Origin of the sequence: Pseudomonas izuensis, assembly GCF_009861505.1 — a bacterium.
In the GTDB taxonomy this organism is placed as follows: domain Bacteria; phylum Pseudomonadota; class Gammaproteobacteria; order Pseudomonadales; family Pseudomonadaceae; genus Aquipseudomonas; species Aquipseudomonas izuensis.
This window is the reverse complement of the sequence record NZ_WTFT01000050.1, coordinates 25808-41824: the sequence shown is the minus strand read 5'-3', so window position 1 is coordinate 41824 and position 16017 is coordinate 25808. Positions and strand designations below refer to the sequence as shown.

Sequence of the window (16017 nt, the reverse complement as noted above, 5' to 3'; positions counted from 1 at the left end):
TATGTTTGGCCGAAGGCTTGTGTCATGATGATCCGACCGCAGGTTAGTCGTCCTCTTCCTATATGAATAGATCTTCCGCGTTGCTTCTCGCTTTTGTCTTCCTCAGCGGCTGCCAGGCTTTGATGCCGAGGTCGTCGGACGGTACGCCGCCGGCCGAAGACAGCACCCCGGCACCTGAAAAGCCCAAGGTTTACAGCTCATTCAGTGAAGACACCATCTTCAGCCTGTTGAGCGCCGAACTGGCTGGCCAGCGCAATCGTTTCGACATTGCCCTGGATAACTATGTGACCCAGGCCATCAATACCCAGGATCCGGGCATCTCCGAACGGGCATTCCGCATCGCCGAATACCTGGGCGCCGATCAGGCAGCCCTGGACACCGCGCTGATCTGGGCGAAAAACGCTCCGGACGACCTCGAGGCGCAACGGGCCGCAGCCGTGCAATTGGCGCGCGCCGGACGCTATGACGACTCCATGGCCTATATGGAAAAAGTCCTGCAAGGCAAGGGCGACACCCATTTCGACTTCCTCGCCCTGTCCGCGGCTGACACCGATCAAGACACACGCAACGGCTTGATGAAGAGTTTCGACCGCTTGCTGCAGCGCCATCCGAACAATGGCCAGCTGATTTTCGGCAAAGCCTTGTTGCTGCAACAGGATGGGGATTCCCGAGGCGCGCTGAAACTGCTGGAAGACAATCCCCCGGACGACGGCGAAATCGCTCCGATCCTGCTTCGCGCGCGCCTGCTGCAAACCCTTGATCGTGGCGATGAAGCCCTGCCGCTACTGCAAAAAAGCATCAAGAAATACCCGGACGACAAGCGCCTGCGCCTGACCTACGCGCGCATGCTGGTTGAACAGGACCGCATGGGCGACGCCAAGGCCGAATTCTCAAGCCTGGTCCAGCAATACCCGGAAGACGACGAACTGCGTTATTCCCTGGCGCTGGTCTGCCTGGAAGCCAAGGCCTGGAATGAAGCCAAAGGCTATCTGGAGGACCTGATCGCCCGCGAAAGCCATGTCGATTCGGCCCACCTGAACCTGGGGCGCATCGCCGAAGAGCGCAACGATCCGCAAGGCGCGTTGATCGAGTACGGCCAGGTCGGTCCGGGTAACGACTACCTGCCGGCACAACTGCGTCAGGCCGATATCCTGATGAACAACGGCAAGACCGCCGAAGCCCAGCGCAAACTCGCGGCCGAACGTGACGAACAACCTGACTACGCGATCCAGCTGTACCTGATTGAAGCCGAAGCCCTGTCTGCCAACAAACAGGGCGACAAAGCCTGGAATGTCCTGGAAAAAGCCCTGCAGCAATACCCGGACGATCTCAACCTGCTTTACACCCGGGCCATGCTGGCGGAAAAGCGTAATGACCTGGCGCAGATGGAAAAAGACCTGCGAACGATCATAAAACGCGACCCTGACAATGCAATGGCACTGAACGCCCTCGGCTACACCCTCTCGGACCGGACGACGCGTTATGCCGAGGCCAAGGCCCTGATCGAACAGGCTCACCAGATCAATCCGGAAGACCCGGCGGTACTGGACAGCCTCGGCTGGGTGAATTTCCGCATGGGCAATCTGGACGAAGCGGAACGCCTGCTGCGCCAGGCGCTGGAGCGTTTTCCCGACCAGGAAGTCGCCGCTCACCTGGGCGAAGTCCTGTGGGCCAATGGCAAGCAACGCGAAGCCAGACAAATCTGGGGCAAGTTCCTCAAGGAACAACCTGACAGCCCTACCCTGCGCAGTACCGTCAAGCGCCTGACCGGATCAGAGACTCTATAAGATTATGTTTTTGCGCCACCTCATTGTTTTCAGTTTCATCGCCCTGCTCGCCGGTTGCGCGGGTTTTGGCGCCCGTGAATCGCTCGAAGGCCAGGGCAACCCCGCCCAATGGCGCGAACACAAACAGCAGCTCACCAACCTCGACGGCTGGCAGATCGACGGCAAGATCGGCATTCGAGCGCCAAAGGATTCGGGCAGCGGCACGCTGTTCTGGTTGCAGCGCCAGGATTACTACGACATTCGCCTCTCCGGCCCCCTTGGCCGCGGCGCCGCACGCTTGACCGGCCGGCCCGGCAAGGTGTCCCTGGAAGTCGCCAACCAGGGACGCTACGAAGCACCGTCTCCGGATGCGCTGCTTGAAGAGCAGTTGGGCTGGAAACTCCCCGTTTCCAATCTGACCTGGTGGGTCCGCGGGCTCCCGGCACCAGATAGCAAAAGCCGTTTGACGCTCGATGGCGACAGTCGCCTGGCCACGCTCGAACAGGACGGCTGGCAGGTCGAATACACCGCGTATACCGAGCAAAACGGTTACTGGTTGCCCGAGCGAATCAAGCTCCATGGCACTGACCTTGATGTCACGCTGGTGATCAAAGCCTGGCAACCGCGCAAACTGGGGATGTGACATGGACGCCAACCGCCTGACGTTGCCCTCCCCGGCCAAACTCAACTTGATGCTGCACATTCTCGGTCGCCGTGAAGATGGCTACCATGAGCTGCAGACGCTTTTTCAGTTTCTCGATTACGGCGACGAAATCACTTTCGCCGTGCGCGATGACGGCGTCATTCGTCTGCATACCGAGTTCGAAGGCGTCCCCCACGACAGCAATTTGATCGTAAAAGCCGCCAAAAAACTTCAGGCGCAATCCGGCTGCGCGCTCGGTATCGATATCTGGATCGACAAGATCCTGCCCATGGGCGGCGGGATCGGCGGCGGAAGTTCGAATGCCGCGACAACCCTGCTCGGTCTGAATCATCTCTGGCAACTGGGCTGGGACGCCGATCGACTCGCCACTCTGGGCCTGACCCTGGGCGCCGATGTCCCGGTTTTCGTGCGTGGCCACGCGGCTTTTGCGGAGGGTGTGGGAGAGAAACTGACGCCGGTTGACCCCGAAGAACCGTGGTATGTCGTGCTGGTACCGCAAGTCTCTGTAAGTACGGCAGAAATTTTTTCAGATCCGTTGTTGACACGTAACACTCCTCCCATTAAAGTGCGCCCCGTTCCCAAGGGAAACAGTCGTAATGACTGCTTGCCGGTGGTAACAAGGCGTTATCCAGAGGTACGTAACGCTTTGAATTTGTTAGGTAAATTTACCGAAGCAAAACTCACCGGAACTGGAAGTTGTGTGTTTGGGGGCTTCCCAAGCAAAGCTGAAGCTGATAAAGTCTCGGCCCTTCTTACAGAGACCCTTACAGGGTTTGTAGCAAAAGGAAGCAACATTTCGATGTTGCATCGCAAGCTGCGAAGTCTGCTCTAAAGGAACCGATTACAGGGTAATCGTTGCAACAGATACAGGGGCGTCGCCAAGCGGTAAGGCAGCAGGTTTTGATCCTGCCATGCGTTGGTTCGAATCCAGCCGCCCCTGCCATTTTCCTATACTCATCCAGGTTACCCTCAGCCTTCAGGTACTGCGCGTGTCCAAGATGATGGTCTTTACGGGGAACGCTAACCCCGATCTGGCTCGGCGTGTCGTACGTCAGCTGCATATCCCTCTCGGTGACATCTCTGTCGGTAAATTCTCCGACGGCGAAATTACAGCCGAGATCAATGAAAACGTTCGTGGTAAAGACGTCTTCATTATTCAGCCGACTTGCGCTCCGACCAACGATAACCTGATGGAACTGGTAGTGATGGCTGATGCCTTCCGCCGCTCCTCGGCTACTCGTATCACTGCTGTTATTCCTTACTTTGGTTATGCCCGTCAGGATCGCCGTCCGCGTTCCGCACGTGTGGCTATCAGCGCGAAAGTCGTTGCTGACATGCTTACCGTAGTCGGCATCGACCGTGTTCTCACGGTTGATCTGCATGCTGACCAGATTCAGGGTTTCTTCGATATTCCGGTAGATAACATCTACGGCTCCCCGGTACTGGTGGATGATATTGAAGATCAGCGCTTCGAAAACCTGATGATCGTGTCCCCGGACATTGGTGGCGTCGTGCGTGCACGTGCCGTTGCCAAATCCCTGGGCGTGGATCTCGGGATCATCGACAAACGCCGTGAGAAAGCCAATCACTCTGAAGTGATGCATATCATCGGTGATGTCGAAGGGCGTACCTGCATTCTGGTCGATGACATGGTCGATACCGCCGGCACCCTGTGCCATGCGGCCAAGGCCTTGAAAGAGCATGGCGCTGCCAAGGTTTTCGCCTACTGCACGCACCCAGTGCTGTCGGGTCGGGCGATCGAAAACATCGAAAATTCCGTGCTGGACGAGCTGGTGGTGACCAACACCATCCCGCTGTCCGCTGCAGCACAAGCCTGTGCGCGTATCCGTCAACTGGATATCGCACCGGTAGTTGCCGAGGCGGTTCGCCGCATCAGCAATGAAGAATCGATCAGCGCGATGTTCCGCTAAGGGCCCTGCCCTTTTCGAAATGTCTCGTTGACGAAAAGCGCCCCGCCCCGGCATTCCTGTCGGGGCGGGGCTTTTTTGCCCATACCGTGTTCGGCGCTGGTCGCAAACGCCACTCGGTCATGGCTATTTTGGAGATACAACATGAACGATTTTACTCTGAATGCTGAAGTGCGTTCCGACCTGGGGAAAGGTGCGAGCCGCCGCCTGCGTCGTCTCGCAAGCCTGGTTCCAGCTGTAGTTTACGGTGGCGACAAAGCCCCTGAATCCATCAGCATGCTGGCTAAAGAAGTTGCCAAACTGCTCGAAAACGAAGCGGCTTACAGCCACATCATCGAGCTGAACGTTGGTGGCACCAAGCAGAACGTCGTGATCAAAGCCCTGCAACGTCACCCGGCCAAAGGCCACGTGATGCACGCTGACTTCGTACGCGTAGTCGCTGGCCAGAAACTGACCGCTATCGTTCCAGTGCACTTCATCAACGAAGAAGCACCGGTCAAGAAAGGCGGCGAAATCTCGCACGTTGTTGCTGAGATCGAAGTTTCCTGCCTGCCAAAAGACCTGCCTGAATTCATCGAAGTCGACCTGGCTAACGCCGAAATCGGTTCGATCATTCACCTGTCCGACCTCAAAGCTCCTAACGGCGTTGAGTTCGTTGCTCTGGCTCACGGCGATGACAAGGCTGTTGCCAACGTCCACGCTCCACGTGTTGCTCCAGAAGCTGCAGAAGGCGCTGCAGAGTAATTTACTCTGCGCTGCCGGAGTGACCGGAAACATCGCGGACTAGAGCGTAGCGAGAAAGCGGGCGAGAACGCGGAGTTTACATCATGGTAAATGAGCAATTTTCGTCCACTTTCGCCGCTCTCCCTGATTGCGGCGATGTTTTCCACCACTCCAATGAAGGGCCCCTATCGTGACTGCCATCAAACTGATCGTTGGCCTGGGAAATCCAGGCGCTGAATACGAACAGACCCGGCATAACGCAGGGGCCCTTTTTGTTGAGCGCATCGCGAACGCACAAGGCGTGAACCTTGTGGCGGACCGCAAATATTTCGGCCTGACCGGGCGCTATTCGCATCAGGGTCAGGATGTTCGTCTGCTGATTCCCACCACGTACATGAACCGCAGCGGCCAAGCCGTGGCGGCACTCGCCGGTTTCTTCCGCATCAAGCCTGAAGAAATCCTCGTGGCGCACGACGAACTCGATCTGCCTCCGGGCGTCGCCAAGCTCAAGGTTGGCGGTGGCCATGGCGGTCACAACGGGTTGCGCGACATCATTGCGCAACTGGGCAATCAGAATACCTTTCACCGCTTGCGGCTTGGCATTGGCCACCCGGGCGTTGCCAGTATGGTTTCAAATTTCGTCCTGGGTCGTGCGCCACGCGCCGAACAGGAAAAACTCGATGCCAGCATCGACTTTGCCCTCGGCGTGCTGCCGGATATCCTCGCCGGTGAATGGAACCGCGCGATGAAAAACCTGCACAGCCAGAAGGCCTGACTCTTATCCGAGGGGAAACACCATGGGATTCAATTGCGGCATCGTCGGCCTGCCTAACGTCGGCAAGTCCACCCTGTTCAACGCCCTGACCAAATCCGGTATCGCGGCCGAGAACTTCCCCTTCTGCACCATCGAGCCCAACAGCGGTATCGTGCCGATGCCGGATCCGCGCCTGGAAGCCCTGGCTGCCATCGTCAATCCAAAACGCATCCTGCCGACCACCATGGAATTCGTCGACATCGCGGGCCTGGTTGCCGGCGCGTCGAAAGGTGAAGGCCTGGGCAACAAGTTCCTGGCCAACATCCGTGAAACCGATGCCATCGCCCACGTAGTCCGCTGCTTCGAAGACGAGAACGTGATTCACGTCTCCAACAGCGTCGACCCGAAACGCGACATCGAAATCATCGACCTGGAACTGATCTTCGCCGACCTCGACAGCTGCGAGAAACAACTGCAGAAAGTCGCGCGTAACGCCAAGGGTGGCGACAAGGATGCAGTGGTCCAGAAAGGCCTGCTGGAGCAACTGATCGCTCACTTCACCGAAGGCAAGCCTGCGCGCAGCCTGATGAAGAACATGGGCACTGACGAGAAAGCGGTGATCAAGGGCTTCCACCTGCTGACCACCAAACCGGTCATGTACATCGCCAACGTGGCTGAAGACGGTTTCGAAAACAACCCGCACCTTGACGTGGTCAAGGCCATCGCCGAAGAAGAAGGCGCCGTGGTTGTGCCGGTCTGCAACAAGATCGAAGCGGAAATCGCCGAGCTGGATGACGGCGAAGAGAAAGACATGTTCCTCGAAGCCCTGGGCCTCGACGAGCCTGGCCTGAACCGCGTGATCCGCGCCGGTTACGAAATGCTGCACCTGCAGACCTACTTCACCGCCGGTGTCGAAGAAGTCCGCGCCTGGACCGTCCGCGTCGGTGCCACCGCACCGCAAGCCGCAGGCGTGATCCACACTGACTTCGAAAAAGGCTTCATCCGCGCCGAAGTGATCGCCTACAACGACTTCATCCAGTACAAGGGCGAAGCCGGTACCAAGGAAGCCGGTAAATGGCGTCTGGAAGGCAAGGACTACATCGTTAAAGACGGCGACGTGATGCACTTCCGCTTCAACGTGTAAGTTTTTCAGGACGAAGCACCCGCCCAACAAAAAGCCGCGTTTGATACGCGGCTTTTTTGTGCCTGATGAATAGACATGATGCAAACCTGTAGGAGCAAAGCTTGCTCGCGATGAACGATAACGCGGTGCTTCTGACAAAACGCGTAACGGCCATCGCGAGCAAGCTTTGCTCCTACAGGGTGGCGGATCGTCAGGCTTTCTTGGTTCTTGGCAGGAATATCGCCAGCACGCCCAGCAACGGCAGGAACGAACACAGGAAGTACACGTATTCGATGCCGTGAATGTCCGCCAGATGGCCCAGCAGTGCCGCCCCGATCCCGCCGAAGCCGAACATCAGACCGAAGAACACCCCGGCGATCATCCCGACATTGCCCGGCACCAGTTCCTGGGCGTACACCACAATGGCCGAGAACGCCGATGCCAGAATAAAACCGATCACCACACTGAGAATGCTGGTCCAGAACAGGTCAACGTGCGGCAGAATCAGGGTGAACGGCGCGACGCCGAGGATCGAGAACCAGATCACCGCCTTGCGCCCGATTTTGTCGCCGATCGGCCCGCCAAAGAAGGTCCCCGCCGCTACCGCACCGAGAAACAGGAACAGGTGCAACTGCGAACTGGCCACCGACAGGTCGAATTTTTCGATCAGGTAAAAGGTGAAGTAGCTGGTGAAACTGGCCATGTAGAAATACTTGGAAAACACCAACATCCCAAGCACCACCAGTGCGCTGATTACCCGCCCCTTGGACAAGCCGTGAGTCGCCGCTTGGCCTTGCTTGAGCTTGAACAGGTTCAAGTGGTTGGCGTACCAGCGGCTGATCCGGTAGAGCACGAACAGTGCGAAAACTGCAAACAGGCCGAACCAGGCCACGTGCCCCTGACCAAAGGGAATGATGATCGCCGCCGCCAGCAACGGACCGAAAGCCGAACCCGCGTTGCCGCCGACCTGGAAGGTCGATTGCGCCAGCCCGAAACGCCCGCCCGAGGCCAGTCGTGCCACGCGAGAAGCTTCCGGGTGAAAAGTCGAGGAACCGATGCCGATCAGCCCCGCCGCCAAAAGAATCAGCGGGAAGCTGCCCACCACCGACATCATCAAAATCCCCACCAATGTGCAGATCGTGCCGGCAGGCAACAACCACGGCTTGGGATGGCGGTCGGTGTGATAACCGACCCAGGGCTGCAGCAATGAGGCCGTCAACTGAAAGGTCAGAGTAATGAGGCCGACCTGGGTGAACGTCAGGCCATAACTGGCCTTGAGCATCGGGTAAATCGAGGGCAGTACCGATTGAATCAGGTCGTTAATCAAATGCGCCAGCGCCACTGCGCCGATGATGCGCATGACCAGCGGACTGCTTTGTAAAGTGGCAGGCGCGGACTGAACGTTGCTGATAGTCATGAGAAATTCCGGACAACAGAGGGGGTGCACACGGGCAGGTTCGCCAATGTGCCATTTTTCAGTGCAGCCGCGCCATCCCCTTAGCCTGCTAACGACCTTGATGTTCATCGCCGAACAAGTGATAGCGCATAGCCATGGTCTGAATCTTGCCTTGCTTATCCGCTTCAACGCGGCCCCCTTACAAAGGGGACCGAGAATGGGAAGTTTCGCCACAGAGTCGGCCTACAGAGCTGGCGAGGGTGAACTTTCGAGGCCTTTTAAAGGGGCACAATTCGGGGTCATACGCACCCTGATGCACGCCGATAGTGCGTGGTGTCCAAAGGAGTCATGGGGCATGCAGGCTTTTCTATCACCGGGGATCGGACTGCTGGGGCGTTTTGGTTTTGCGCGTAAATTCCAGCTGTTGTTTTTGCTGTTTATCCTGCCACTGGCCGGCAGCCTGTGGATGATCGGTCAGGACTATCGTGACAAATTGAATCTGATCTCCGGCGAACGTGCCGGGGTTCGTCAACTCCTTGCCCTCGATGCGCTCGATAACCTGCTGGCTGCGCAACGTGATCGTGCAGCGCGTTGGCGCGCGACCGAAACCAATCGCCAGCCGACACCCGCTACCCTCGCCGCCATGGCCGCGTTCGATGCCGTTCAACCTGTGGTCGCCCAGGCCACCGCGGATTTGAACAACGCCCTGCAACAGGAAGGCGCCGAGGGCCAAACCCTGACCCGTTATCAGGCGCTGCAAAATGCCCTCAACGGTCTGGACTCCAAGAGCCTGGGCAGCGTCGGCTGGTGGCCGGACGGCTACGACCGCTTCACCAGCGCCCTGAGTGCCCTGCAAGCCTTGCGCGAGCAGATCGCCATGGACAATCGCCTGACGCTGGCACCGTGGCTGGAAACCTACCTGCTGACACAGATCTCCACACAGCATGCGCCGGACCTGATCGAACGGGTCGGACGCCTTGCAGCCGTTGGCCAGGCATCCGTGGTATCAGGGCAATTTACTCTGCAAAGCCGTCTGCAATTGCGCGACCTTCGCAGTCGAATCGGCGATGCCCGGGAGCAGCTCGTCAAAACGGCTGGCCTGCTCGAATCGCGTTTACCCAGCGCCCTGCAAACCTGGGTCGGGCAGTACCACGAAAGCCTGAAACGCCTCGATTCAGGCTTGAAAGTCATCGATGACGGTGTGTTCGGCGGCAGCATTACCCTCAAGCCGGAAGATTTCGAGCGCAGTCTCGACGCCCTGCTCACCGACCTCGCCGCGCTGCGTCAGCAGTCGCTGGTGTCGCTTGATCACCGCCTGGATGACTACCAGGGTTCGGCGATTCGCCAGTTCATCGTCGTGGCGAGCATTTTTGGCTGCCTGCTGCTGGCCGCGCTGTACCTGTTCATCTGTTTGCAGGCATCGATCCGCCGCAGTGCCAGCGGCATCACCCTGCTGGCCGAAGCCCTGCGCGATGGCAATCTGAGTCTGCAAGTACCGGTACAAGGTAGGGACGAACTGGCAGCCATCAGCACCGCTCTCAATGTCGCCGTCGTGCAACTGCGCACCAGCCTGCTGGATGTCGATCACGAGACGTCGCAATTGAGCAACGCGGTGAAAACCCTCAATCATCACTCCAGCGATGCCCTCGGTGAGGTGGAAGCCCAGCAGCTGCAAATCAGCCAGATCGCCGCAGCGGCGACGCAATTGGCCGCCACTTCCCAAGGGGTGGCCGAAAGCTGCGAGCGGGCCTCCGGAAGCGCACAGCACACCCAACGCATAGCCGCCGACAGCAGCCGTGACAGCCAGATCACGACGGCGAGTATCCAGCAGCTCAACCAACGCTTGAATGACACCGCAGCCGCACTGGGTCGGGTCAGTGAGCAAGGACAGCAGATTCAACTGGTGGTCGACACCATTCGTGGCGTCGCCGAGCAAACCAATCTGCTGGCGCTCAACGCCGCCATTGAGGCCGCTCGCGCGGGCGAGCAGGGTCGCGGATTCGCGGTGGTGGCCGACGAGGTGCGCAGCCTGTCGCAACGCACCCAAACCTCGACCGCACAAATCGCCGGCACGGTCGACAGCCTGCGCAGTACGGTGAACGAAGCGGTGAGCCTGATGGAGGCTGCCTGTGGCCAGGCACAGTCCGATGCACAAGCCGTCACCGGCCTCGGTGAGCGCCTGGGGGAAATTGCCATTGCGGTGCAGGGCGTCACCGACACCCTGTCGCAAATCGCCACGGCCGTCGACGAACAGGCAAGCACCGCCGACGAAGTCAGCGGCAATATCCAGCAGGTGGATCAGGCAGCGGTCCGCTTGCTCGAAGGCGCACGGGCAGTGAATCAGGCAGCCGATACCTTGAGCCAGGGCAGCAAGGCCCTGAGCGACAACACGGGGCGGTTTCGTTTGAGTTGAAGCCATCGCGAGCAAGCCCTGTTCCCCTGTAGGAGCAATGCTTGCTCGCGATGGTCGTGAACGATAACGCGCCCTGTCTTAAAGATCGCGTGGTCTGGACCTCCATCGCGAGCAAGCTTTGCTCCTACAGGAAAAGCGGAACCAGGCAACTTCACGCCTGGTGGCCTTCAGATCACCGCTTCCGGAAAGTCTTGCTCCAGTTCGGTCTTCAGCCACTGGATAAACCACGACACATCCGCCGAGAGCTCGGCGGATGGTGTCAATACGCGATAACTTTCCAGTTTGACCTCCGCGTCCAGCACCCGTACCAGCGCGCCACTCCTGAGCTCTTCACGCACCAGCACTTCGTTGGCCAACGCGATGCCCTGCCCGCTTTCGGCCACCGACAGCGCGTGGTCATTGTTGACGTACAGCATGTCCGAGTTCAGGTGCACATCCAGATCATGGGCGGCAAACCACAGGTTCCACCACTCGCCATCATCGACGTGAATCAGGTTGTGTTTCACCAGGTCAGCGGGACTGTTGATGGGGGCGATGCCGGCCAGATAACCCGGGGTGCAGATCGGGAACACCCGCGGGCGGATCAGGCTCGCACGGGAATGGGCATATTGTCCGTCCAGGCCGTAGACAATGCCGAGGTCGGCACTTTTACCGTCGACATCGGTGAAGGTGGAGTTGGGCTCGATGGCGAACTTCAGGCCCGGCCGCAAATGACGCATGACCTCAATGCGCGGCATCAGCCAGCGCTTGGCAAACCCCGGCACCACCATGATGCGCAGCCATCGCTCGGCGTCCCTGGGCCTTGCCTCCTTGCCCGCCTCGATAATCAGCTGCAGGGCCGTCGCAATCTTGCGGTGATATTTCTCACCTGCCAGCGTCAGGGTCACGCCACGGGACGTGCGCTCGAACAGTTGAGTGCCCAGCCATTCCTCCAGCAATTTCACATGCCGACCGATTGCAGGCTGGGTCACGTGCAGCGCCCTGGAGGCTTCGACATAGCTGCCGAGACGGGCCGCCGCGTCAAAGGCACGCACCGCGTTCAGCGGCGGTAAACGGTGATCAGGCATGGTTGCGGGCACCCTTGGCTGTTAAATTATTTAACAGCTCGTATGTTAAAATTGAAGTTTCGCCCCCGCAACCCCTCACTGATAATCGACGCACAGCAAAACAAAAAACAGCTGGCTCAATACACCTGAACACATCTCGATCCTGCCCAAAAAAATAATATCCATGGCCCGACGGCACAGCTGACTTCAGCGTATCCGCAGGCGATGGGGGAATCGGAGGTAACGCATGAATGCCCTGCATTCGCTGCAAACACTGGCGGTGTCCATCCGCTCGGTGCGCAAAGTCTACGGTGATCCGAAGACCGGCCCGGTGGCGCTGAAAAGCATCGACCTGGACATTCGCGACAACGAATTCTTCACCCTCCTCGGCCCTTCCGGCTGCGGCAAAACCACCCTCCTGCGGATGATCGCCGGGTTCGAATTTCCCACCGAAGGCGAGATTCTGCTCTACGGCGAAAACATCGCCGATCGCCCGCCCTTCGAACGCCCGGTCAACACGGTGTTTCAGCATTACGCGCTGTTCCCGCACATGACCATCGCCGAAAACCTGGCCTTCGGCCTCGAATCGCACCCGATGGGCAAGGTGATGACCAAAGCCCAGGTCGCCGAGCGCGTACGCGAAATGCTGGCGCTGGTGCAGATGGAACGCTTTGCCACACGCAAACCGGCGCAACTGTCCGGCGGCCAGCAACAGCGCATTGCACTGGCACGGGCGCTGGCGCCGCATCCCAAGGTCTTGCTGCTCGATGAGCCACTCTCGGCCCTCGACCTCAAGCTGCGCCAGGCCATGCGCGAGGAGCTGAAAACCATCCAGGCCAAGACCGGCATCACCTTCATCTTCGTCACCCATGACCAGGAAGAAGCGCTGACCATGTCCGACCGCATCGCCGTGCTGTCCGAAGGCGAAGTGCAGCAGGTCGGGCGCCCGGAAGACATCTACGAACGCCCGCGCAATCGCTTCGTGGCGGACTTCATCGGCGAAACCAACTTCATCGAAGGCACCGTGACTCGCATCGAAAACGGCCTGGCCTGGTTCGCCGGACCCGCCGGGCATCCGCTGCCGGCGCAGCCCTGCAGCGATGTTCAGGTCGGCGCCAGCGTTGCGCTCTCCGTGCGTCCCGAGCGCCTGCACCTGACGCCAGCCAGCACCGAAGGCGCGCTGCCCTGCCGGGTCGATGCTCAGATTTACCTGGGCACCGACCTGCAATATCAAGTCAGCCTCAGTGACGGCTCGCGCCTCACCGTGCGTACGCCCAACTGCGTCGACCGCAACCTGCGCTTCGCCGTCGGCACCCAGGCCGGCCTGTTGTTTGACAGCGGCAGCGCCAGCGTCCTGCACGATTGAGCCCGAGGATTTGCCATGCACGCGTTACCGATCGCCAATACCCTGGAGCGTCGTCGGGCGTTCCAGAGCTTTCTCGGGGTCAGCCCGGCGCTGATCGCCATCGGCCTGTTTCTGATCGTGCCGATCCTGATTGTCATCGCCTATTCATTGATGGAAGCCAACCCCTACGGCGGGGTGAACAAAGTGTTCAGCAGCGACGCCTACACCTCGCTGCTGTTCGAACGGCAACTGGATGACAGCCTGGCCTTCGCCGATTCCTACCTGCTGATCGCCCTGCGCTCCATCGGCATCGCCGGACTGACGACGCTCATTACCTTGCTGATCGGATTTCCGGTGGCGGTGTGGCTCGCCATGCAACCGGCACATCGGCGCGGCTTGCTGATCTTTCTGATCACGGTGCCGTTCTGGGCCAACCTCTTGATCCGCACCTACGCCTGGATTCTGTTGCTGCGTAACACGGGCGTGATCAACAACAGCCTGATAGGCCTTGGCATCATCGACCAGCCGTTGCAGTTGCTCTACACCGACGGCGCGGTGTTGCTGGGGCTGGTCTACACCTACGCGCCCTTCGTGGTGCTGCCGATTTACGCGACCCTGGAAAAGATGGACATCCGCCTGCTGGAGGCTGCTCAGGATCTCTACGCCGGACGTGTACGTACCTTGCGCAAGGTGGTGCTGCCGATTGCCAGACCGGGAATTCTCGCCGGCGCGATCCTCACCTTCGTGCCGTGCCTGGGCGCGATGATCGCCCCGGAACTGCTGGGCGGCGGCACCCGCATGATGCTCGGCAACCTGATCTTCCGGCAGTTCAGCGATGCACGGAACTGGCCTTTCGGCGCGGCGCTGTCGCTGGTGCTGATGGCTGCGGTGATGCTGGTCCTGACGGTGTATGCCTTGCGCGCCGAACGTCAACGCATTGCCAAGGGAGGTGCATGATGCTGCGTCTATTCAAACGAAACGGCCTGGGTGTGCAGGATTTTCCGGGCTTCGGTGGCTTCAGTTTCCTGTTCTACCTGTACCTCTACGCGCCGATCGTGGTGCTGGTGGTGTTCTCGTTCAACGCCAACCAGTCCGCCACGGTGTGGACCGGGTTCAGCCTGGACTGGTACCGCGCGGCGTTCGCCAATCAGGCCTTGCGCCAGGCCGCCGGCAACAGCCTGTTGATTGCCGTGTGCGCCAGCATGATCGCCACGGCGATTGCCACTCTTGCTGCCCTCGGCACGTCCCGTGGTGCGAAATTCAAGGGCCTGCAACTGTCGATGGGCGCAATCATGCTGCCCTTGGTGCTGCCGGAAATCGTGGTGGGCGTCGCCACGCTGGCACTGTTTTCCACCCTCGGCCTGTCCCTGGGCTACGGCAACCTGATCATCGCCCACACCGTGTTTTGCATCCCGTTTGCCTACTTGCCGATTCGGGCGCGGCTCAACGACATGGACCTGTCGCTGGAGCAAGCCTCGGCCGACCTCTACGCCGGCCCGTGGCGGACCTTTCGCAAGGTCACCCTGCCGCTGCTGATGCCGGGGATTTTCTCCGGGCTGATGCTGGCCTTCATCGTGTCGCTGGATAACTTCGTGATCTCGATGATGGTCTCCCAGGCCGGCACCACCACCCTGCCGATCTTCATCTTCGGCCTGTTGCGCATGGGCGTGACACCCGACGTCAACGCCGTGTCGACCCTGATCCTGGGCGTCTCGGTGCTGTTCGTCAGCCTCTCCTGGCTGCTGGGCAAAAAGAACACCTGAACCTTCTACGTACCGTGGGGAAATAGCATGAGCAAGTTGATTGCAAGCATCGGGACCTCGTTGTTGTTGACCTTGGCCGGCAGCGTTCAGGCTGCGGAAAAACTCAATGTGGTGAGCTGGAGCGGTTACTTTTCGCCGGAGATCCTTGCCAAGTTCCAGAAACAGACAGGCATCGAAGTCACGGTGGATTCCTACGACTCCAACGAAACCTTGCTGGCCAAGCTGAAACAGGGCGGCGCGGGTTACGACGTGGCCATTCCGTCGCACCAGTTCATTCCGATCCTGATCAAGGAAAACCTGCTGGAACGTTTTGACCCGGCCAAAGAGCCCTACTACGCCAGCGTCGTCGATAACCTGAAAAAACCCTCCTGGGACCCGGAAGGCGCCTATTCCGTGCCGTTCATCTGGGGCACCACCAGCGTGGTGCTGAACACCGAACGCTACAAGGGCCCGGCCGACAGCTACAAGGTGCTTTACGAGCCACCGGCCGAGTTGCAGGGGCGGATCAACATGTTCGATTCGGCCAGCGATGAGATCGACATGGCCAGCCTGTACCTGAACATCCCGCTGTGCAGTGAAGACCCCAAGCAGATGCAGCAAGTGCTGAGCCTGCTCAAGGCGCAGAAACCGTTCGTCAAGACCTACAGCTCCAAGGCCGGCTCGATCCGCGAGAACCTGGCCGCGGGTGAAGTCGACATGTCGATGTTCTGGGGCGGTTCGTCGATGCGCGCCCGGGAAATGAAACCCGGCCTCAAATACCTCTACCCGAAAGAAGGCGTACTGGCCTGGGTCGACAACATGGTGATTCCGACGGGCAGCAAGAACCCGGCAAATGCCAAGGCGTTCATCGCGTTCCTGAGCCAGCCTGAAAATGCCGCCATGACCCAGAACTTCCTCAAGCACCAAAGCCCGATCAAGGGTGTGGAACCGTTCCTCGACGCCAGCCTCAAGGACGCCCCGGAGCTGCACATTCCCGAAGGCACCCAGGTGGTGTTCAGCAAGACCTGTGGCGAAGGTGCGATCCGCCTCGCCGACCGTCTCTGGACCAGCCTGATGCGTTGATTTCTACCGCCCCGTCCGGTGACGGGGTGTTTCT

At 59.4% G+C, this 16017-nt stretch carries 14 protein-coding genes and 1 tRNA gene; 13 read left to right on the top strand and 2 right to left on the bottom strand.

Annotated elements, in window-relative coordinates; all coding sequences use genetic code 11:
- Nucleotides 1–62 precede the first annotated feature (62 nt).
- The 8 genes from GPL81_RS29310 to ychF all read left to right on the top strand — a co-directional run bounded on the left by GPL81_RS29310 (nucleotide 63) and on the right by ychF (nucleotide 6979).
- Nucleotides 63–1787, top strand: coding sequence for a tetratricopeptide repeat protein (locus GPL81_RS29310; RefSeq protein ID WP_160109570.1), 1725 nt, complete (start codon nucleotides 63–65; stop codon nucleotides 1785–1787).
- A 4-nt stretch (nucleotides 1788–1791) separates the two neighbouring features.
- On the top strand, nucleotides 1792–2409 hold the full coding sequence (gene lolB / locus GPL81_RS29305) for a lipoprotein insertase outer membrane protein LolB (protein WP_160109569.1): 618 nt from the start codon (nucleotides 1792–1794) through the stop codon (nucleotides 2407–2409).
- Between the two features lies 1 nt (nucleotide 2410).
- A complete protein-coding gene (gene ispE / locus GPL81_RS29300; protein WP_160109568.1) occupies nucleotides 2411–3262 on the top strand; it encodes a 4-(cytidine 5'-diphospho)-2-C-methyl-D-erythritol kinase in 852 nt (283 codons plus the stop codon).
- A 36-nt stretch (nucleotides 3263–3298) separates the two neighbouring features.
- A tRNA-Gln gene (locus tag GPL81_RS29295) sits at nucleotides 3299–3373 on the top strand.
- A gap of 46 nt (nucleotides 3374–3419) precedes the next feature.
- Nucleotides 3420–4361: a ribose-phosphate pyrophosphokinase gene (locus GPL81_RS29290; protein WP_003171603.1), complete on the top strand. Its 942-nt coding sequence runs from the start codon at nucleotides 3420–3422 to the stop codon at nucleotides 4359–4361.
- Nucleotides 4362–4502: 141 nt separating this feature from the next.
- Nucleotides 4503–5102 (top strand): 50S ribosomal protein L25/general stress protein Ctc, encoded by a 600-nt coding sequence (locus tag GPL81_RS29285; RefSeq protein WP_160109567.1) that lies wholly within the window; start codon nucleotides 4503–4505, stop codon nucleotides 5100–5102.
- 169 nt (nucleotides 5103–5271) lie between these two features.
- On the top strand, nucleotides 5272–5856 hold the full coding sequence (gene pth, locus GPL81_RS29280) for an aminoacyl-tRNA hydrolase (protein WP_007973893.1): 585 nt from the start codon (nucleotides 5272–5274) through the stop codon (nucleotides 5854–5856).
- 22 nt (nucleotides 5857–5878) lie between these two features.
- The gene (ychF, locus tag GPL81_RS29275) at nucleotides 5879–6979 is read left to right on the top strand and encodes a redox-regulated ATPase YchF (RefSeq protein ID WP_160109566.1); all 1101 of its coding nucleotides are present in this window, start codon (nucleotides 5879–5881) and stop codon (nucleotides 6977–6979) included.
- Nucleotides 6980–7169: 190 nt separating this feature from the next.
- Here the strand turns inward: ychF and GPL81_RS29270 are convergent, their stop codons facing one another.
- Nucleotides 7170–8375: an MFS transporter gene (locus tag GPL81_RS29270; protein ID WP_160109565.1), complete on the bottom strand. Its 1206-nt coding sequence runs from the start codon at nucleotides 8373–8375 to the stop codon at nucleotides 7170–7172.
- Nucleotides 8376–8709: 334 nt separating this feature from the next.
- Here GPL81_RS29270 and GPL81_RS29265 point away from each other — a divergent pair, with 334 nt between their 5' ends.
- The gene (locus tag GPL81_RS29265; RefSeq protein ID WP_160109564.1) at nucleotides 8710–10767 is read left to right on the top strand and encodes a methyl-accepting chemotaxis protein; all 2058 of its coding nucleotides are present in this window, start codon (nucleotides 8710–8712) and stop codon (nucleotides 10765–10767) included.
- Between the two features lie 167 nt (nucleotides 10768–10934).
- On the opposite strand, the gene GPL81_RS29260 is transcribed toward GPL81_RS29265, so the two are convergent.
- Nucleotides 10935–11834 (bottom strand): LysR substrate-binding domain-containing protein, encoded by a 900-nt coding sequence (locus tag GPL81_RS29260; RefSeq protein WP_160109563.1) that lies wholly within the window; start codon nucleotides 11832–11834, stop codon nucleotides 10935–10937.
- Nucleotides 11835–12060: 226 nt separating this feature from the next.
- Here GPL81_RS29260 and GPL81_RS29255 point away from each other — a divergent pair, with 226 nt between their 5' ends.
- Genes GPL81_RS29255 through GPL81_RS29240 form a run of 4 tightly spaced genes read left to right on the top strand, consistent with a single transcriptional unit; the run spans nucleotide 12061 to nucleotide 15983 of the window.
- Nucleotides 12061–13179, top strand: coding sequence for an ABC transporter ATP-binding protein (locus GPL81_RS29255; RefSeq protein WP_160109562.1), 1119 nt, complete (start codon nucleotides 12061–12063; stop codon nucleotides 13177–13179).
- Nucleotides 13180–13194: 15 nt separating this feature from the next.
- On the top strand, nucleotides 13195–14115 hold the full coding sequence (locus tag GPL81_RS29250; protein ID WP_160109561.1) for an ABC transporter permease: 921 nt from the start codon (nucleotides 13195–13197) through the stop codon (nucleotides 14113–14115).
- Nucleotides 14112–14921: an ABC transporter permease gene (locus GPL81_RS29245; protein WP_160109560.1), complete on the top strand. Its 810-nt coding sequence runs from the start codon at nucleotides 14112–14114 to the stop codon at nucleotides 14919–14921. Before GPL81_RS29250 ends, GPL81_RS29245 begins: the two co-directional genes overlap by 4 nt.
- Before the next feature lie 27 nt (nucleotides 14922–14948).
- Nucleotides 14949–15983 carry an ABC transporter substrate-binding protein gene (locus GPL81_RS29240; RefSeq protein WP_160109559.1) on the top strand — a complete coding sequence of 345 codons (1035 nt, stop codon included), beginning with the start codon at nucleotides 14949–14951 and terminating at the stop codon, nucleotides 15981–15983.
- Nucleotides 15984–16017: the final 34 nt, after the last annotated feature.